General features: G+C 64.8%; 21 protein-coding genes. 8 read left to right on the top strand and 13 right to left on the bottom strand.

The window, feature by feature from the left end; genetic code table 11:
- Positions 1-296: transposase (locus tag BM222_RS09360; protein WP_143105923.1), on the bottom strand; the 296-nt coding region annotated here is incomplete at its 3' end.
- A 112-nt stretch (positions 297-408) separates the two neighbouring features.
- Complete coding sequence (locus BM222_RS09365; protein ID WP_177243102.1) at positions 409-819, bottom strand: DUF2000 domain-containing protein; 411 nt, start codon at positions 817-819, stop codon at positions 409-411.
- 313 nt (positions 820-1132) lie between these two features.
- Here BM222_RS09365 and BM222_RS09370 point away from each other — a divergent pair, with 313 nt between their 5' ends.
- On the top strand, positions 1133-2833 hold the full coding sequence (locus tag BM222_RS09370) for a CYTH and CHAD domain-containing protein (protein ID WP_092228192.1): 1701 nt from the start codon (positions 1133-1135) through the stop codon (positions 2831-2833).
- A gap of 16 nt (positions 2834-2849) precedes the next feature.
- Here BM222_RS09370 and BM222_RS09375 read toward each other — a convergent pair whose 3' ends face one another.
- From BM222_RS09375 to BM222_RS09415, 9 genes are all read right to left on the bottom strand, one after another.
- Positions 2850-3239 (bottom strand): DUF4189 domain-containing protein, encoded by a 390-nt coding sequence (locus BM222_RS09375; RefSeq protein WP_092227987.1) that lies wholly within the window; start codon positions 3237-3239, stop codon positions 2850-2852.
- Positions 3240-3463: 224 nt separating this feature from the next.
- Positions 3464-5068 carry an NTP transferase domain-containing protein gene (locus BM222_RS09380; RefSeq protein ID WP_092227988.1) on the bottom strand — a complete coding sequence of 535 codons (1605 nt, stop codon included), beginning with the start codon at positions 5066-5068 and terminating at the stop codon, positions 3464-3466.
- Positions 5065-5760: an XdhC family protein gene (locus BM222_RS09385; protein WP_092227989.1), complete on the bottom strand. Its 696-nt coding sequence runs from the start codon at positions 5758-5760 to the stop codon at positions 5065-5067. Before BM222_RS09385 ends, BM222_RS09380 begins: the two co-directional genes overlap by 4 nt.
- A gap of 2 nt (positions 5761-5762) precedes the next feature.
- Positions 5763-6086, bottom strand: coding sequence for an XdhC family protein (locus tag BM222_RS09390; protein ID WP_092227990.1), 324 nt, complete (start codon positions 6084-6086; stop codon positions 5763-5765).
- A 12-nt stretch (positions 6087-6098) separates the two neighbouring features.
- Positions 6099-7301, bottom strand: a complete 1203-nt coding sequence (locus BM222_RS09395) for a vWA domain-containing protein (RefSeq protein WP_092227991.1) — start codon at positions 7299-7301, stop codon at positions 6099-6101.
- A 146-nt stretch (positions 7302-7447) separates the two neighbouring features.
- Positions 7448-8356: an AAA family ATPase gene (locus BM222_RS09400; protein ID WP_092227992.1), complete on the bottom strand. Its 909-nt coding sequence runs from the start codon at positions 8354-8356 to the stop codon at positions 7448-7450.
- Positions 8357-8417: 61 nt separating this feature from the next.
- Positions 8418-9224, bottom strand: a complete 807-nt coding sequence (locus BM222_RS09405; protein WP_092227993.1) for an FAD binding domain-containing protein — start codon at positions 9222-9224, stop codon at positions 8418-8420.
- Positions 9225-9254: 30 nt separating this feature from the next.
- Positions 9255-9740, bottom strand: coding sequence for a (2Fe-2S)-binding protein (locus tag BM222_RS09410; RefSeq protein WP_092227994.1), 486 nt, complete (start codon positions 9738-9740; stop codon positions 9255-9257).
- Between the two features lie 138 nt (positions 9741-9878).
- Positions 9879-10325 (bottom strand): SRPBCC family protein, encoded by a 447-nt coding sequence (locus BM222_RS09415; protein ID WP_092227995.1) that lies wholly within the window; start codon positions 10323-10325, stop codon positions 9879-9881.
- A 172-nt stretch (positions 10326-10497) separates the two neighbouring features.
- On the opposite strand from BM222_RS09415, the gene BM222_RS09420 reads away from it, so the two are divergent.
- The 3 genes from BM222_RS09420 (at position 10498) to BM222_RS09430 (ending at position 13237) form a co-directional block, all read left to right on the top strand.
- Positions 10498-11853 carry a 3-carboxy-cis,cis-muconate cycloisomerase gene (locus BM222_RS09420; protein WP_092227996.1) on the top strand — a complete coding sequence of 452 codons (1356 nt, stop codon included), beginning with the start codon at positions 10498-10500 and terminating at the stop codon, positions 11851-11853.
- Between the two features lie 98 nt (positions 11854-11951).
- The gene (pcaD, locus tag BM222_RS09425) at positions 11952-12734 is read left to right on the top strand and encodes a 3-oxoadipate enol-lactonase (RefSeq protein ID WP_092228193.1); all 783 of its coding nucleotides are present in this window, start codon (positions 11952-11954) and stop codon (positions 12732-12734) included.
- A gap of 110 nt (positions 12735-12844) precedes the next feature.
- Entirely contained in the window at positions 12845-13237 is a 393-nt protein-coding gene (locus BM222_RS09430) for a carboxymuconolactone decarboxylase family protein (protein WP_092227997.1), read from the top strand.
- On the opposite strand, the gene BM222_RS09435 is transcribed toward BM222_RS09430, so the two are convergent.
- Both BM222_RS09435 and BM222_RS40955 read right to left on the bottom strand, forming a co-directional pair.
- Positions 13199-13729, bottom strand: a complete 531-nt coding sequence (locus BM222_RS09435; protein ID WP_092227998.1) for a hypothetical protein — start codon at positions 13727-13729, stop codon at positions 13199-13201. The genes BM222_RS09430 and BM222_RS09435 overlap by 39 nt on opposite strands.
- 199 nt (positions 13730-13928) lie before the next feature.
- Complete coding sequence (locus BM222_RS40955; protein ID WP_177243103.1) at positions 13929-14117, bottom strand: hypothetical protein; 189 nt, start codon at positions 14115-14117, stop codon at positions 13929-13931.
- A 286-nt stretch (positions 14118-14403) separates the two neighbouring features.
- Here BM222_RS40955 and BM222_RS09445 point away from each other — a divergent pair, with 286 nt between their 5' ends.
- The 4 genes from BM222_RS09445 to BM222_RS09460 are packed head-to-tail and all read left to right on the top strand — an operon-like array spanning position 14404 to position 18227.
- Positions 14404-15321 carry an ABC transporter permease subunit gene (locus tag BM222_RS09445; protein ID WP_092227999.1) on the top strand — a complete coding sequence of 306 codons (918 nt, stop codon included), beginning with the start codon at positions 14404-14406 and terminating at the stop codon, positions 15319-15321.
- Positions 15322-15334: 13 nt separating this feature from the next.
- On the top strand, positions 15335-16660 hold the full coding sequence (gene livM / locus BM222_RS09450; RefSeq protein ID WP_092228000.1) for a high-affinity branched-chain amino acid ABC transporter permease LivM: 1326 nt from the start codon (positions 15335-15337) through the stop codon (positions 16658-16660).
- Positions 16657-17487: an ABC transporter ATP-binding protein gene (locus BM222_RS09455; protein ID WP_092228001.1), complete on the top strand. Its 831-nt coding sequence runs from the start codon at positions 16657-16659 to the stop codon at positions 17485-17487. The genes livM and BM222_RS09455 overlap by 4 nt, the downstream gene beginning before the upstream one ends.
- Complete coding sequence (locus tag BM222_RS09460) at positions 17484-18227, top strand: ABC transporter ATP-binding protein (protein ID WP_092228002.1); 744 nt, start codon at positions 17484-17486, stop codon at positions 18225-18227. Before BM222_RS09455 ends, BM222_RS09460 begins: the two co-directional genes overlap by 4 nt.
- Positions 18228-18335: the final 108 nt, after the last annotated feature.

Genomic DNA, 18335 nt, shown 5'->3' on the forward strand with positions numbered 1-18335 from the left:
ATCGCGATCGACTTTTTTAAAATGTCGCGCTCCATGCGCAACTGCTCGTTTTCCCGCTGTAACCGTGCGATCACGTCAGCCTGGTCCGCCGACGGCACCGACGCTTGCGACGTGGGCGCCGCGGCGCTGCCGCCGGCTGCTACCGTGCTCCGCTCCTTCACCCATCGACTGAGCACGGAGCCATCGAGCCCGAGCTCTTTCGATACCGACTTCGCCGAGCGACCGCTCGACAAAACCAGATCAACTGCCTGCCCCTTGTACTCGTCCGAATATGACCGACGCTGCCGTTTCGCCATCCGACACCTCTCTCTGCCTAAGCTATAGGTGTCCACCAATTTAGGGGAGGCCCAATTCTGGATTGCGTCGCTTCGCCCGCAATGACGATGCGGGAGCCGTCGAGCACAACCATTAGCTATGAAACTTCAACCCATCGACGATCTTGTCGATCACCTTGCGCTCGGCGCGCATCGCGATGCCGACAAGATTGAGATCGGCGCGCGCAACCGCCCTCACCGCCTCGCGATTGGCGGCATCATGCGTGGTCCTGAACATGTCGTCGGTATAAACCGCCGGGGTGACGTTGCGCGTCAGCGCTCGATCGAGTGCGCGTGACAATTGCGGAGCGTCGGCCCCATAGATCAGGATCGGTTGGCCGATCAATGCAAGATATTTCGTGGACGAGGCGTCCTCATAGGCATCACCGATGCACTCCGGAAAGGCGGCAGCGACTCCGCTCGTCAGGAACGATGCGACATTAAGTTTCTGCCAAGCCTGGAGGTCGTTGCGAATGACAACGGCGATTTTGGTATCGAATTGCATGAATTCTCCCACGCTCATCCAAGCGCCTGAAAAAAAAAGAAAATTCCGAGCGTTGGACTGTAGGCGTGAATGTAACGCGGATTGCCCCATCGATCACAGCGCGGAATTCGATGAGGCTTGCTATCGGCTGCGCTTCTCTCCGCGGTTCAAGTCGGGTATACGTCGACGTCTTGTCACTGAACTGTCATAAACACTGCGAATGTCGGAAATCGACGCCATCAAGCGAGCCCTCGAACCGGTGCGGCGTCCCGCCGGGTCAAACAATCGACTTGTCGTGGACGATAAGACGATCAGGACCTCCGCCAGACCAGGCATGGAACAGAAGCCCGGTTCCGATAGTTCCGGCGAGAGCTCCCCGCGCGACGAATCTTCAAGCACCAATCTGCCTGCCGACGAGGCGGCGACACCGAACATCCCTTCCCACGCCGCCGCGCCTCACGCGATTGAAATCGAACTCAAGCTGCTCGTGTCTTCGGATCGGCTGGCGGATTTCAACGATGCGCCGATCATCGCGACGAATGCGCGCAACAAGGGCACGCGCAAGCACCTCAAGGCGGTGTATTACGACACGCCCAAACGCGCGCTTCGAGCCGACGGGTTCAGCTTCAGGGTTCGCCAGAGTGGCGCGCGGTTCACGCAGACGGTGAAAGCCGAATCCGGTAACGATCCGCTGCGCCGCGGCGAGTGGGAGGCAGCCGTCCCGTCGATCGAGCCTGATATCGCGCTGGCCATGCCGCTGGTTTCCGACAAGTTGCGAGGCGATCTCGAACGTCACTCGGTCGAAGCCGTCTTCAACAGCGACATCCACCGGCATCAGCGCCTGGTCGACCTGCCATCGGGCACCATCGAGGTCGCCTTCGATCAGGGCCAGCTCACGTCAGGCGGTCGCTCGCTGCCGGTCAGCGAGATCGAGCTGGAGCTTAGGACTGGCAGCCCGTCCGCGATCTGGGAGCTGGCGCTGCGGCTTGCCGAGCACGGCTCCGTGAAACCGTCGATCCGGACCAAATCGGCGCGCGGATTTGATCTCGCGGCCGACACGCCGCCGCGGGCACCGAAGCCGCCAAAGCTTCGGCTCGATCCCTCGATCTCGCTTGACGAGGCCTTCTCCGAGATCCTGCGGTGCTGTCTTCTGCATTTGCTTCAGTCGTTGCCATCCGCCGAGGACGGCCGCGATCCTGAAGGGATGCATCAGCTGCGCGTCGCGCTGCGACGTCTGCGCTCCGCGCTCGACCTGATGCGGTCGGTGGTGTCGCTGAACAAGCTCGACCTGCTGCGCACCGAGGCGAAATGGCTTGCCGGAAGTCTCTCCGGCGCACGTGATTGGGACGTGTTTCGAAAGCAGACGTTGCCGACCGTCGCGGATGGCTGTCCGGCGGTCACCGGCTTCGACAGGCTTGGGGAACTCGCCAACGAGCGCCGCGCGGCCTGCTACGACAAAGCCCGCCTCGCCCTCGCCGACCGGCGCTGTTCCTACTTCATCCTCGGGCTCGGCGCCTGGATCGAAGCGCGCGGCTGGCGCAGCGAGGTGACCCCTGAAGGTCTGGCACGACTGGCCGAGCCTGCGGTCAACTTCGCCCGCAACATCCTGTCGGCTCAGCATGCGAAGGTGCTGAGGCGGGGCCGCAGATTCAAATCGCTGCCGTCGGAGGAGCGGCACCGAGTCCGTCTCGCTGCGAAGAAGTTGCGCTACCTCGCCGACTTCCTGCTGCCGCTCTGCGGACAGCGCAAATCGGCAAGGCGCTTCTCACGCCGGCTCGCCGATCTCCAGCAGGAGCTCGGGATCTACAACGACATGGCGACGACGGCGTCACTGCTTGCAGACGTCGATGCCAGAGCGACCGGCGGCACGGCAGCGGCGGCGATCGCCGGCTGGCAGGCGCATGCCATGGTCGGCATCGAAGCGCGCCTGCTCAAAGCCTGGTCGGAATTCGCGGGAGCCAAGGTGCCCTGGTCGATCGACGCGCCAGAACATCAGGCCAAACTGGTGCAAACCAATGCGGGATGGCTACGCTAGACTTTGATGGCTGCGCCTAACCCTTGGCGTCGCAGGCCCAGGCGCGGATCACGCATTCCTTGCCGCCATATTTGTAGCATTCGCGGGTGGCGGCATTGAGCGTCGCCGAGATCTTCGGCTTCACCGCATAGCCATAGGCTTCACAGGGATTGACCATATCGACCGACATGGCCGCGCAGGCGCGCTTCATCGTCACCGTGGTGCAATCGCCCTTGCACTGCTTTTGTGCGGCGGCACGCGCCTCGCGCTCGGCGCCGTAATCATAAGCCTGGCCATAGGCTCCGCACTTGCCGACGGCAAAAGCCCCGGCCGCATGAGCTTGCGTAATATAACGGGCGCCGGCGACACAAACCGACAGCACAAAGAAAAACATCGCGCAACGGCGCGCGACGACATCAGAACCCATGGAAAAACCCCTCCCCCCAGGCAGGTGGAGGCGACCTTAAGCGCCGGTCGTTTCCACTTGGTGAACGAGGCGTTGAAATTGGACCATCGGGAGCTGTCGTAGGCTGGATTAGCGTAGCGTAATCCACCGAATGTGTCGCCGCGGAAACAGTAGTGCTGGGTTATGCCAGCGGACTGCGCTTCGCGCAGCCGCTGTCTAACCCACCCTACGAAGTGACGGCACCGTCATCCCCGCCGCGCCGCTTCCAGCGCCTGCGGCGTGTCGATGTCGAGGAAGGCGCCTTCGCCGTCGACGGGGACTTCAACGACCGCTTCGGCGTGCTTGGCGATCAAATGCCGCGCGCCGACATCGCCGTCGAGCGTCATCAACTCGTTGAAGAAGCGGCGCGACCACAGCACGGGATTGCCGCGGCGGCCTTCGCTCACGGGCACGACGATGAGATTGCCACGATCCGGCGCGAAGCCGTCGATCAGGCGATCGATGAGGCCGGCATCGATCAGCGGCATGTCGCCAAGGCAAACCACGGCGCCGTCGCTCGCATCAGATACGGCTGCTATCCCTGATTTGACCGAGCTCGCGATGCCGCCGGCGAAATCCGGATTCTTGACGAAACGCACCTTCAGGCCTTGTAGCGCCTGCTCGACCAGCTCGGATTGATGGCCGGTGACGACTATCACCTCGGACGCTTTCGAAGCCAGTGCCTGCTCGGTCGCGATCCGCACCAGCTTCCTGCCGTCGAGCTCGGCCAGCAGCTTGTTCGGTCCGCCCATGCGGGTGGAGCGACCCGCCGCCAGCACGATGGCGGCGACCTGGCTGTTGCCCTCGGTCTCGGGATTCGCGCGCGGCTGCGGGCGCGTGACGATTTCCATCAGGAGGCCACCGACGCCCATGCCCATCAGCTCGGAGCGCGTCACCTCGATGCCGGCGAGGAGCCGCATCAGCACCCAGTCAAAACCGTTTTCGACCGGCGAACGCGCGCAGCCCGGCGCACCCAGCACCGGCACGCTGCCGGCGCGTGCGATCAGAAGCAGATTGCCGGGATCAACAGGCATGCCGAAATGCTCGATCTCACCGCCGATTCCCGTGACCGCGGCTGGAATCACGTCGCGGCGGTCGGCAATGGCCGATGCGCCGAACACGATCACGAGCTCGGCGCCGAGGCCGAGCAATTCCTTGATCGCGGCCGATAGCGCGCGTTCATCGTGTTGCACCCGCCGCTCGGCGATGATGCTGGCGCCGGCCGGCGCGAGACGCTCGGCGGTGACGCGCAGCGTCTTGTCGACCACCTTGGACGACAGGCCCGGCAGCAGCGTCGAGACGACGCCGACGCGCTTGATCACATAGGGCGCGATTCTGAGCACGTCCTTGCCCGCGGCCTTGACGGCGGCATCGCGCAAGTCACCTTTCACACCGAACGGGATAATCTTGACGGTGCCGACCATCTCGCCTTCGACCACCGGCTTGTAAGCGGCGAGGGTGGCAAAGGTGATGGCCTCGTCGATATTGTTGATGCGGTCGACCGCAGGGCGGTCGATCACCAGCAGGCCCGGGCGGGCGGCAAACAGATTGGCGCGGCCGGTGAAGGCGCGCTCGACATGAATGCCCTCGCCGCCGATCGCAAGCGCGATACTGGCGGCCGCAACGTCCTCGGAGACGTCGCCCTCTTCCATCCGCACCACGACGATGTCCTTGATGCCGGCACGCTCCAGCGCTTCGACCTCGGCGGCCCCGATCGTCGTGCCCTTCTTCAGCACCAGCGGACCCTGGCGCAAGGTGTGGACGGTCACCCCGCCGATCGCATCCCTGGGGCTCGCCGGTCCAAACTTCATGCCGCTTCTTCTTTCGGTGGCAGCCGAAGCACCGCCGTGATCTCGGCCATGATCGCCACCGCGATCTCGGATGGCGAGACCGCGCCGATCGCGAGCCCAATTGGCGCGTGGATGCGCGCGATGTCGCTATCCCTCGCGCCCTGCGCCCGCAACCGGTCGCCGCGCTTGGCATGCGTCTTCCGCGAGCCGAGCGCACCGATATAGAAGCAATTGCGCTCGAAGGCGTGGAGCAGCGCGGGATCGTCGATCTTGGGATCGTGCGTCACCGCAACGAAAGCGGTGTAGGCATCGACATTGAGCGGCGGCAGCGCGGTATCGGGCCATTCGGCGACCAGCGGAACATCGGGAAACCGCTCGGGGCTCGCGAACGCCGTACGCGGATCCACCACGGTGACGTCATAGCCGAGCGAGCGCGCCAACGGCGCCAGGGCCTGGCTGATATGGACGGCGCCGACGATGACGAGCTTTGCGGTCGGCGCGTAGACGTTGAAGAAAAGCTTCTTGCCGCCGGCCTCGACGTTGGCGCTCTTGCCCATGCGAAGCTGCTTGTCCAGCTCGGCGCGCAGCGGATCCTTGGCGAAGTCAGCTGCTTTCACCAGCCGCTGCTCGCCGCTCTCGGTGTCGGTCACCAAAATCACGGGGCGGCGCGCGGCCCGCTCTGTGTTCAGTTCGTGCAGGATTGCGAGCTTCACGGCTAGCCGACCTTCTCGACGAAGACGCGGATGGTGCCGCCGCAGGACAGACCGACGTTCCATGCGGTCTCGTCGGCGACGCCGAACTCGAGCATCTTCGGCTTGCCGCTCTCGATCACGTCCATGGCCTCGGTGACCACGGCCCCCTCGACGCAGCCGCCGGAGACGGAGCCAAGAAACGTGCCCTCGTCGTTGATGACGAGGCTCGAGCCGGCCGGGCGCGGGGCCGAGCCCCAGGTCTCCACAACGGTGGCCAGCGCGACGCCACGGCCGGCCTTGTGCCAGTCCTCCGCCGCCTTCAGGATATCCTCGTCGCGATCGAGCATGGGCTTGGCCTCTCAGGCTGCGGGGCGGATCAGGCTGCGGTGATGCGGCGGCAGCGGCCGGGACAGGGTGGTGATCAGCTCCTGGATCGAACTCAAATTATGCACGGGCCGGAATTCGTCAACGTGCGGGAGCATCATTTTGATGCCCTGGGCCTTGGCCTCGAAGCCGCCGAACCGCAACAAGGGGTTGAGCCAGATCAGCCGCCGGCATGAGCGGTGCAGCCGGTCCATCTCGAAGGCGAGCCTGGAATCGGCCTCCCGCTCCAGCCCGTCGGAGATCAAGAGCACGATGGCGCCCTGGCTCAGCACCCGCCGCGCCCACAATTTGTTGAAGTTGTGCAGCGAAGCCGAGATCCTCGTGCCGCCGGCCCAATCCTCGACCGCGGCCGAACAGCTCGCCAGCGCCTCGTCCGGATCGCGCTGCCGCAGCGCGCGGGTGACGTTGGTGAGACGCGTGCCGAACAGGAACACCGAGACACGCTTGCGCGCATCGCCGATGGCATGCAGGAAATGAAGGAAAAGACGCGTGTACTCGCTCATCGATCCCGAGATGTCGAGCAGGGCGACGATCGGGGCCGGCTTTTCGATTCGTCCGAGGCGATGGATGTGGATGATATCGCCGCCGGTGCGCAAGGATGCGCGCAGCGTGCGGCGCATGTCGAGCCGCAAGCCCCGCGCATCGGGCTGGTGCCGGCGCGTCAGCAGCTCCGCCTGCGGCAGCCGCATCATCTCGATGGCACGGAGCGCCTCGGCGATCTCGGCTGCGCTCATCTGCGCAAAATCCTTCTTCTGAAGGATCTCCTTGTCGGAGACCGAGAGGCGCAGATCCTGTTCCTGATGCTGCGGCGTCTCCGTCATCCGCGGCTGCGACATTGCTTCCTGCACGCGCCGAGCGCCGGCCTGCGGCTTCTTCTTGGCCTGCTCCGGCAGCGGCACCGAATCCAGCATGTGCTTCCACTCTTCCGAGGCGCGGAAGAACAGGTTGAAGGCCTGCTTGAATATCTGCGCATGCTCGTGGCGCATGACGAAGATCGATTCCAGCGTGGTGAAGACGTCGGCACGGCTGCCGATGTCGATCACCTGAAGCGCATTCATGGCGTCGATCACCGCACCGGGGCCGACCGGCATGCCGGTCGCGCGGAGCGCGCGGGCAAAGCCGACGATGTTGTCGGCGAATTGCTCGGTTTGCTCGGGTGCAAGGTGGTTGACGGCCATGGTCTCGTATCCATCCCCTCGTCATTCCGGGGCGATGCGAAGCATCGAGCCCGCAATCCCTTCATCCACCGTCACCGCTGCACAATGGATTCCGGGCTCGCGACTTCGTCGCGCCCCGGAATGACGAGCGCAATTGTGACGCGACATCAATTGTCGCTCGTCGCTTCCTTCAGCACCTTTTGCAAGGTGTCGCCCTGCATCCGCGTGATGTCGTCCTGGTATTTGAGCAGCGCGCCCAGCGTGTCGCCGACCAGCTGCGGGGTCAGGGAGCGGGCATCGAGCTCGGACAGGGCTGTCGCCCAGTCGATGGTCTCGGCAACGCCGGGCGACTTGTAGAAGTCCTGGTTGCGCAACGCCTGCACGAAGCGAACCACCTGCTGCGACAGCTTCGCCGAGATGCCGGGCACGCGCGACTTGACGATCGCGAGCTCGCGATCGGCGGCGGGATAATCGACCCAGTGATAAAGGCAGCGCCGCTTCAGCGCGTCGTGAATCTCACGGGTGCGGTTGGAGGTGATGATGACGATGGGCGGATGCGGCGCCTTCACGGTGCCGAATTCGGGGATCGTCACCTGGAAGTCGCTGAGGATCTCCAAAAGATACGCTTCGAACGCCTCGTCGGCGCGGTCGAGCTCGTCGATCAGCAGCACTGGGGGACCGGCCACATCAGGCTCGAGCGCCTGCAGCAGCGGCCGCTTGATCATGTAGCGGTCGGCGAAAATGTCACTCGAGAGCTGCTCGCGATCGGTATCGCCGGCGGCTTCCGCCATCCGGATCGCGATCATCTGCGCGGCGCTGTTCCACTCGTAGACGGCGGACGAGACGTCGAGGCCTTCGTAGCACTGCAGGCGAATCAGCTTCCGTCCCAGCGCCGCCGACAGCACCTTTGCGATCTCGGTCTTGCCGACGCCGGCCTCGCCTTCGAGAAACAGCGGGCGGCCCATGCGCAGCGAGAGATACGTCACCGTCGCCAGCGACCGCTCGGCGAGATAGCCGCGCGACGTCAAGAGTTCGAGCATCGCATCGACCGATGCCGGCAAGGTCGCTGAAGTCATGAATGAGCCAGTCTCGCTACGTCCCGTGAGGGACAACGTTTGACCGAGGCGTGAGGTTCGCTCACTCCTTGGCGTTGGCGGCATCGAGGGCGCGCCGCGTCAGCACGCCGATCAGATGCGCGCGGTATTCGGCGCTGCCGTGGATATCGCTGTTCAGCCCTTCCACCGGCACGTCGATGCCATCGAGCACCTTGGAGGAGAAACGCTTCTTCAGCGCCTCCTCGAACGCCTCGACGCGGAACACGCCGTTCGAGCCGGCACCGGTGACGGCGACGCGCACGTCCGAGGGACGCCGCGCCACGAACACGCCGACCAGCGCGTAACGCGAGGCCTGGTTGCGGAACTTGACATAGGCGGCCTTCTTCGGCAGCGGGAACATCACCTTGGTGATGATCTCGTCGGCTTCGAGCGCGGTCGAGAACAGGCCCTGGAAATACTCTTCGGCCTTGAGGCGGCGCTTGTTGGTGACGATGGTGGCGCCGAGCGCGAGCACGGCGGCCGGATAATCCGCGGTCGGGTCGTTGTTGGCGAGCGAGCCGCCGATCGTGCCCTTGTGGCGCACCGCGGGATCACCGATCTGGCCGGCGAGATTGGCCAGCGCCGGAATGGCCTCGCCGACGATGGCTGATGTCGCGACCTCGGCATGCTTGGCGGTCGCGCCGATCACCAGCGAACGGCCCTTCATCTCGATCGTGTCGAGCCCCTCGATATGGGAGAGGTCGACCAGATGCGGCGGGCTTGCGAGCCGCTGCTTCATGACCGGAATCAGCGTGTGGCCGCCGGCGATGACCTTGGCGTCTTCGTTCTTGACCAGAAGATTGGCGGCCTGCCGGACGGTGCCGGGGCGGTGGTATTTGAATTCGTACATCTGGGTGTCCTGATCGCGGAGGGCGCGCGGTTACGCGAGATCGGATTTCGCCATCGCCTTCGCGCCGGCGGCGATCGAGGCGACGATGTTCTGGTAGCCGGTGCAGCGGCAGAGATTGCCTTCCAGTTCTTCCCGGATCGTATGGTCGTCGAGCTCGTGACCCTTGCGATGCACGATATCGATCGCGGTCATGATCATGCCCGGCGTGCAGAAGCCGCACTGCAGGCCATGGTGCTCACGGAAGGCCTCCTGCATCGGATGCAGCGGCGCGCCATCGGCCGCCAGTCCCTCGATGGTCTTGACCTCGTGGCCGTCGGCCATCACGGCCAGCGTGGTGCAGGATTTCACGGCCTTGCCGTCGAGATGCACGACGCAGGCGCCGCACTGCGAGGTGTCGCAGCCGACATGGGTGCCGGTCAGGCGCAGATTCTCGCGCAGGAACTGCACCAGAAGCGTACGCGGGTCGACATTGCCGTTGACAGGATTGCCGTTCACGATGAGGGAGATTTTTGCCATAAGCACTCTCTATCAGCACCCCGACGGGTCCCGTCGAAGCGGTTCTTTCTTATAATTATTCCAACCCATCATATGGGCCATTATGGCCGGGGGCAACATCGCCCCGGCCGCACGGTGCCATGACGAAAGTGGGGGCGTTCAGCCCTGCACCGCCTTGGCGAAATTCGCGAAAAACTCGTCGGCCAGCTTCTTGGCGGCGCCGTTGATCAGGCGCTGGCCGAGCTGCGCCAGCTTGCCGCCGATCTGCGCTTCGACCTCGTAGGAGAGCAGCGTGCCGCCATCCTTCTCGGCGAGCCTCACGGCCGCGCCGCCCTTGGCGAAGCCGGCCACGCCGCCCTCGCCCTCGCCCGAGATCTTGTACCCGTTCGGCGGATCGAGATCGGAGAGCATCACCTTGCCCTTGAAGCGCGCCGAGACCGGCCCGACCTTCATTTTCGCCGTGGCGCGAAAGCCGCCGTCGTCGGTCTTCTCCAGCTCCTCGCAGCCGGGGATGCAGGCCTTCAGCACCGCGGGGTCGTTGAGCTTTTCCCACACGGTCTCGCGCGGCGCCGCAAGCTGGACTTCGCCGTTCATCGTCATGGCCATGGGGCGCCTCCCGGGATCGCATCGGAACAAGATTGCTCAAGTAACGCAGGGAGGCCGCAAAGGAAAGAGCGGCACCCGCTCACTTGCAATGCATATTCGCACCTGCAAAAAGCCTTGTACGCTCACTCAGGGATTGGCACAGCCGGGTCGTGGTGGTTAGGTCCCGCGCAACATGAGTACAACCCTCTCTCCCCTGCTTGCGCCGATGCTGTCGAGCGCCGCCATGCGCGCCGTCTGCGACGACCGCGCAGCCCTGCAAAACATGCTCGATTTCGAGGCAGCCCTGGCCCGGGCCGAGGCTGCGACGGGTGTGATTCCGGAAGCCGCGGTGGGCCCGATCCAAACCGCCTGCATGGCCGACAGTCTTGACGTCAACGCCCTGGCCGAGGCCGCGACCCGGTCAGGCAATCTCGCCATCCCCCTGGTCAAGATGCTGACCGCCCATGTTGCAAAGACGGACGCCGAGGCTGCGCGCTACGTGCATTGGGGCGCAACGAGCCAGGACGTCATCGACACCGCGACCATGCTGACCTTGCGCGCAGCAATCGATGCGCTGGACGCCGACCTCGGCCGCGCCATCAAGGGGTTCGCCGCGCTGGCTCGCACCCATCGCAACAGCGCGATGGTGGCGCGGACCTGGCTCCAGCATGCGCTGCCGATGCCGTTCGGGCTGAAGGCCGCTGAATATGCCGCAAGCCTCGCCCGCGCCCGCTGCCGGCTGCGGCGGCTGCGGCGTGAGGGCCTCGCCCTGCAATTCGGCGGTGCCGCCGGCACGCTCGCCGCCCTCGGCGACAAGGGGCTCGCAGTGGCCGAACGGCTGGCGCAGGAGCTGAACCTGCCGCTGCCCGAAGCGCCCTGGCACACCCATCGCGACCGCATCGCGGAGGCAGCTTCGGCGCTTGCGATTCTCGCCGGCAGCTGCGGCAAGATCGCGCGCGACGTCTCGCTGATGATGCAGACCGACGTCGGCGAAGCCTTCGAGCCCGCCGGCGAAGGCCGCGGCGGCTCCTCGACGATGCCGCACAAGCGTAACCCGGTCGCAGCCGCAAGCGCGCTCGGCTGCGCAACCATGGCGCCACAGCTCGCCGCGACGATCTTTGCAGCCCAGGTCCAGGACCACGAGCGCAGCGCCGGCCCCTGGCACGCGGAATGGCCAACGCTGCCGCAATTGATGCTGGTCACATCGGGCGCGCTTGCCGCCATCGTCGACATCGCCGAAGGGCTCGATGTCGATGCCCCGCGCATGCGCAGCAATCTCGATGCCACGCATGGGTTGATCATGGCGGAGGCCGTCACGTTTGCGCTCGCCGACAAGATCGGCAAGAGCGATGCACATCATCTGATCGAGGCCGCGAGCAAGCGCGCGGTTGCCGAGAAGAGGCATCTTCGCGAGGTGCTCTCGGCCGATTCGCAGGTCACCGCGCATCTGACGCCTGAGAAACTTGCGGCATTGTTCGAGCCGATGGCCTATCAAGGAGCCTCGCAGGCTCTGATCGACCGGCTGCTTGCTTCGTTGGATCTCTCCTGATGTCATTGCCGGGCTTGACCCGGCAATCCATCGTCTAGGATAGATTCACTTTCTAGATGGATGCGCGGGTCAAGCCCGCGCATGACAAGGAACATGCAATGCCCATGATCGATGCCGACGGTTGCCTGCTCAACGTCTCCGTCGAGGGCCGCGATGGCGGGCCGACCCTGATGCTTTCCAACTCGCTCGGCTGCACGCTGCAGATGTGGGAGCCGCAGATGAAGGCGCTGACGCAGGTGTTCCGCGTCATCCGCTATGATCGGCGCGGTCATGGCAAGTCCGGCGTACCGCCCGCGCCCTATACGATGGAGCGCTTCGGCCGCGACGTGCTGGCAATCCTCGACGACCTCAACATCGAGAAGGTGCACTGGTGCGGCCTGTCGATGGGCGGCATGGTCGGGCAATGGCTGGGCGCCAACGCGCCTGAGCGGTTCGGCAAGCTCATCCTCGCCAACACCTCCTGCTACTATGCCGAGCCGACCAGATGGCTGGAACGCATCGACGCCGTGAAGAAGGGCGGCCTCGCTGCGGTCGCCGACGGCGTGATCGCCGGCTGGCTCACCCAGGATTTCCGTGAGCGCGAGCCCGACATCACCGCGAAGATGAAGGCGATGCTGCTGGCCACGCCGGTGGAAGGCTATCTCGCCTGTTGCGAAGCGCTGTCGACGCTCGACCAGCGCGCGCTGCTGCCTGAGATCAAGAGCCCGACGCTGGTGATCGCCGGCCGCCACGACATGGCGACGCCGATCTCGGCGGGCGAATTGATCCGGTCGAACATTCCCGGCGCCAGCATGACCATCATCGACGCCGCCCACATTTCCAATGTCGAGCAGCCGCATGCGTTCACTGACGCGATCGTGGGATTCTTGACGCAACGCTAGCAACAACCGTCATTGCGAGCGAAGCGAAGCAATCCAGAAATCCGTCCACGGTGACAGACTGGATTGCTTCGTCGCTTCGCTCCTCGCAATGACGGAGGGGAGGAGACAACATGGACGACCAGAAGCGCCGCGATGCGGGCATGACCGTACGCCGCAAGGTGCTGGGCATTGCCTGGGTCGACAAATCGATCGCCAACCGCAATGCCTTCAACACCGACTTCCAGGACATGATCACCCGCTACGCCTGGGGAGAGATCTGGACGCGACCGCATTTCGACGAGCGCACGCGCCGGGTGCTCGTGATCGGCACCATGGTCGCGCTCGGACAATGGGATGAATTCCGCCTGCATGTGCGTGCGGCACTCGCCGAAGGTGGCTTCACCCCCGACGACATCAAGGAAATTCTGTTGCAGCAGGCGATCTATTGCGGTGTTCCGGCGGCGAACCACGCCGTCAAGGAGGCGTCAGCCGTTGTGCAGGAGCTCGGCTTGCTCGAGAGCTAGCGGCGCGGTGTTGGTGACGTCGACGGTCTTCGGCGCCGGCGCGGGCCGCTCGATCACCAGCACGACCGCGGCACCGAGCAGCAGCAGTAGCTCGGTCGCATGCAGCCGGAGCGCGGCCATCTCGCCCACCTTCGAGGCCATCACCATGCTCGCAAACGAGATCAGGCTCCCGATCGCAAGCGCGATGCCGAGCGCCTCGTCGCTGCTCCCGCTCCTGCGGGTGCGGGGAATGGCGAGCAGCGCAAGATAGATCGCGAGGAACGCCACGACGGTCAGTCGCCCGAGCGCCAGCAGCCAGGCGGCGCGCACGGTGCTCATGCCCGACATCTGGAGCTGGTCGCTGAGGAACAGGGCCACGGCAACGCTCGGCCGCTCGTAGAGGCCGTGCACCGGCGCCACGAAAATGTTGAAGGCGACCATGATCCAGGCCGGAATGAAATAGGTCGCCAGCAGCGCGCCGTTGATCGAGCCGATCCGCCAATTCCTGAACATGCCGCTTCCCGTTTCGTCACTGCCCTCGGACAGAGGGCTTTGCCGGGAGCTAACGCGCATCGGACTGGAGCGGCAATTTAAACCCTTTGTTTACCTTAACTGGCCCGTTGACCCGTCTCCCCCAAAGAGTTGGCCCGTTTCCCCCAAAGAGAAGGGGCCCTGCCTTCCGGCGGGCCCCTTCCTGCTACTCCCTCGACCTTCAATCCAACCTATTGTCCTGCTGACCACCCTGCTGCCGGCCCGGCTTGTTGTCGCCCTGGCGCATCGGGTCCTGCTGCTGCTGTCCGGGTTTCTGGCCACCGCCCTGCTGCCCTGGTTGCTGACTTGGGCGCTGCTGACCGGGGCTCTGGCTCTGCTGGCCCGGATTCTGGTTCTGCTGCTTCGTCATTGGGGGGAACTCCCTTGTTGGACGTCACTAGGGATAACAGCCGGCGGCTGATTTGGTTGCCCTGCAGAGCCGGTTCCTCGCAGTTGCGGGAACCAGATTTTGGCAGCCGGCACCGAAATGACTCTGTACAAGCCCTTAATGCCGAGGCCGGGCAGTTGCAGGCACCAGTTCCCTCCTGTTACAAAACGGGAAGAACGCTCGAGGGGCTGCCGGGGCCCGAGAAGAAGCGTAAGCACTCTCTCGAAGGCTTCCCTTTCAGTCGCGTCAGGTTTGGTAACGGCAGCGCATGGATTATTTCGCCCAGCAGCTCATCAACGGCCTCGTGCTTGGCTCCATCTACGGCCTGATCGCGATCGGCTACACGATGGTCTACGGCATAGTCGGCATGATCAATTTCGCCCATGGCGACATCTTCATGATCGGCGGCTTCATCGCACTCATCACCTTCCTGATCCTGATCTCGGTCGGGTTGACCGCGATCCCGGTGATCCTTCTCGTGGTGCTGCTGGTCTCGATGGCAATCACCGCCCTCTATGGCTGGACCATCGAGCGCATCGCGTATCGGCCGCTACGCCACTCCTTCCGCCTTGCGCCGATGCTGTCCGCGATCGGCATGTCGTTCGTGCTGACCAACTACTCGCAGGTTGCGCAAGGCGCGCGGGTCAAGCCGATCCCGCCCTTCATCAAAGGCGGCTACACGCTGCATGAGAGCGCCAACGGCTTCGTCATCCAGCTCTCGAACATCCAGATCATGGTGGTCCTCACCACCATCGTGCTGCTGGCCATCTTCACCTGGCTGGTGTCGCGCACGAGGCTCGGGCGTGACATGCGCGCCTGCGAGCAGGACCAGACCATGGCAGCGCTGCTTGGCGTTGACGTCGACCGCACCATCTCCATGACCTTCGTGATCGGGGCCGCGCTCGCCGCGGTCGCCGGGCTGATGTACCTGCTTTATTACGGCCTGGTCGATTTCTTCATGGGCTTCGTCGCCGGCATCAAGGCCTTTACCGCCGCCGTGCTCGGCGGAATCGGTTCGCTACCCGGCGCCATGCTCGGCGGCCTCGCGATCGGCCTGATCGAGACGTTCTGGTCGGCCTATTTCTCGGTCGAGTACAAGGACGTCGCGGCATTCTCGATCCTGATCGTCGTGCTGATCTTCATGCCGACCGGCCTGCTCGGCCGTCCCGAAGTCGAAAAAGTCTGACGGACCGCCCCGCGTGACAGCCACCTCGCACGAGACCACCAAGACACGTCGCAGCGCCGGCATCCCGTTCCTGCTGAAGACCGCATTCATCAACGCCGTCATTGCGCTGGTGCTGTTCTCGCTGATGATCGGTATCCGCACCGAGGCGGGCTCCGACGGCCAGCTCACCTATTGGACGCGATTCGGCGACCTCGCTTCGCTCGTCGCCGCGGTGTTCGGCGGCTCGATCGTGATCGAGCTGCTGCGGCAATGGATCGGCGCGACCGGCGCCGAGAAGCTCGTGCCCGCTTCGGTGCAGAACGGCGTCTCCTTCATCGGCCGCTACCTTGCGCCCGCGCTCCTGATCTTCACGCTGCTGGTGCCTGTCATCTTTTATAACCAGCGCTACATCCTCGACCTCGCGATCCTCGTGCTCACCTATGTGATGCTGGGCTGGGGCCTCAACGTCGTGGTCGGGCTCGCCGGCCTGCTCGATCTCGGCTACGTCGCCTTCTACGCCGTCGGCGCCTATTCCTACGGGCTGCTCGCCACCAATTTCGGCTGGTCGTTCTGGGTCTGCCTGCCGCTCGCCGGCATCCTTGCCGCGTTCTGGGGCGTGCTGCTCGGTTTCCCCGTGCTGCGCCTGCGCGGCGACTATCTCGCAATCGTGACGCTCGCCTTCGGCGAGATCATCCGCCTCGTCATCATCAACTGGCAGGATCTCACCGGCGGGCCCAATGGCGTCTCGGGCATTCCCCGCCCCTCCTTCTTCGGCATTCCGATCGACAACAGCGACGACGGGCTGGCTGCGAAACTCGGCATCGAATATTCGCCGACCCATCGCATCGTCTTCCTGTTCTACCTGATCCTGGCGCTGGCGCTGCTGACCAACTGGGTGACGATCCGCCTGCGCCGCCTGCCGATCGGACGCGCCTGGGAAGCGTTGCGCGAGGACGAGGTCGCATGCCGCGCGCTCGGCATCAACACGACGACCACGAAGCTCACGGCGTTCGCGACCGGCGCCATGTTCGGCGGCTTCGCGGGCGCGTTCTTCGCGACGCGCCAGGGCTTCATCAGCCCGGAATCCTTCACCTTCCAGGAATCGGCGCTGGTGCTCGCCATCGTCGTGCTCGGCGGCATGGGCTCGCAGCTCGGCGTCGCACTGGCGGCGCTCGCCATGATCGGCGGCTTCGAGCTGTTCCGCAGCCTCGAGACCTACCGCATGCTGGTGTTCGGCATGGCCATGGTGCTGATCATGATCTGGCGGCCGCGCGGCCTGATCGGCCATCGCGCGCCGACCGTGTATCTGACCAAGGCGCAAGCGATCTCCTCCGACCTGGTCAAGGAGGGGCACGGATGAGCGAAGAGACAATTCTCAGCGTCGACCGGCTCACCATGCGTTTCGGCGGCATCGTCGCCGTGCAGGATCTGTCGTTCGCGGCCGAACGCAAGAAGATCACCGCGCTGATCGGACCGAACGGCGCCGGCAAGACCACCGTCTTCAACTGCATTACCGGCTTCTACAAGCCGACCGGCGGCGCCATCCGCCTTTCCCATGATGATGGGCGGCAGATCGCGCTGGAGCGGCTCAACGATTTCCGAATCGCCAAGCTCGCCAAGGTCGCCCGCACCTTCCAGAACATCCGGCTGTTTCCCGGCATGACCGCGCTGGAGAACCTGATGGTGGCGCAGCATAACGCATTGATGCGCGCGTCCGGCTTTACGCTTCTCGGCCTGATCGGCGTCCCCACCTATGGCGAGGCCGAAAAACGGGCGATCGCGCTCGCCACCGACTGGCTCAGGCGGATCAAACTGCTCGATCGTGCCGACGACGCCGCCGGCAATCTCGCCTATGGCGACCAGCGCCGGCTCGAGATCGCGCGCGCGATGTGCACCGAGCCCGCGCTTCTGTGCCTGGACGAGCCCGCCGCCGGCCTCAATGCTCGCGAGAGCGCCGCGCTCAGCGAGCTGCTCCTCTCGATCCGCAGCGACGGTACCTCCATCCTGCTGATCGAGCACGACATGTCGGTGGTGATGGAGATCTCAGACCACATCGTGGTGATGGATCATGGTGTGAAAATCGCGCAAGGCACGCCGCAGGAGGTGCGCGACGATGCCAAGGTGATCGCGGCCTATCTCGGCACCGATGAGGAAGAGGCTGCGGCCGTGATGGAGGGCGGCACGTGACGTCCGCTCCCCGCCCCCTGCTCGCGATCCGCAGCCTGCGCGCCGCCTACGGCAAGATCGAGGCGCTCAAGGGAGTCGATGTCGAGATCAATCCCGGCGAGATCGTCGCGCTGATCGGCGCCAACGGCGCCGGCAAATCGACGTTGATGATGACGATCTTCGGCAGGCCGCGTGCCCGCGCCGGGCAGATCATGTACGAAGGCCGCGACATCACGGACGTCCCCACCCACGAGATCGCGCACTTACGCATCGCGCAGTCGCCGGAAGGCCGCCGTATCTTCCCGCGCATGAGCGTGGCGGAGAACCTGCAGATGGGCGCGGACGCCACGGAGTGCACCGATGCGGAACGCGAGGCGACGCTGGAGCGCGTGTTCACGTTGTTTCCGCGCCTGAAAGAGCGCTATGCGCAGCGCGGCGGCACGCTCTCGGGCGGCGAGCAGCAGATGCTGGCGATCGGCCGTGCCCTGATGAGCCGCCCGCGCCTGCTGCTGCTCGACGAGCCGTCGCTGGGCCTCGCGCCGCTGATCGCCCGACAGATCTTTGACGCCATCCGCGTCCTGAACCGGCAGGACGGCCTGACCGTCCTGATCGTCGAGCAGAACGCCAATCATGCGCTCAAGCTTGCCCACCGCGGTTACGTCATGGTCAATGGCCTGATCACCCTGGCCGGAACCGGTGCCGAGCTGCTGCAGCGCCCCGAGATTCGCGCCGCCTATCTGGAAGGCGGCCGTCACGGTTGAGGCCGCCCGGTCCTGGCGGAGCCGGGTTCAGCGCGGCCGAATGCGCCGAAATATCTGCGCTCATGCCCGTATTTTGCCGGTGACTTCTCCCGGGATTCATTCAAGAAT

Source organism: Bradyrhizobium sp. Gha (assembly GCF_900113735.1).
Classification (GTDB): domain Bacteria; phylum Pseudomonadota; class Alphaproteobacteria; order Rhizobiales; family Xanthobacteraceae; genus Bradyrhizobium.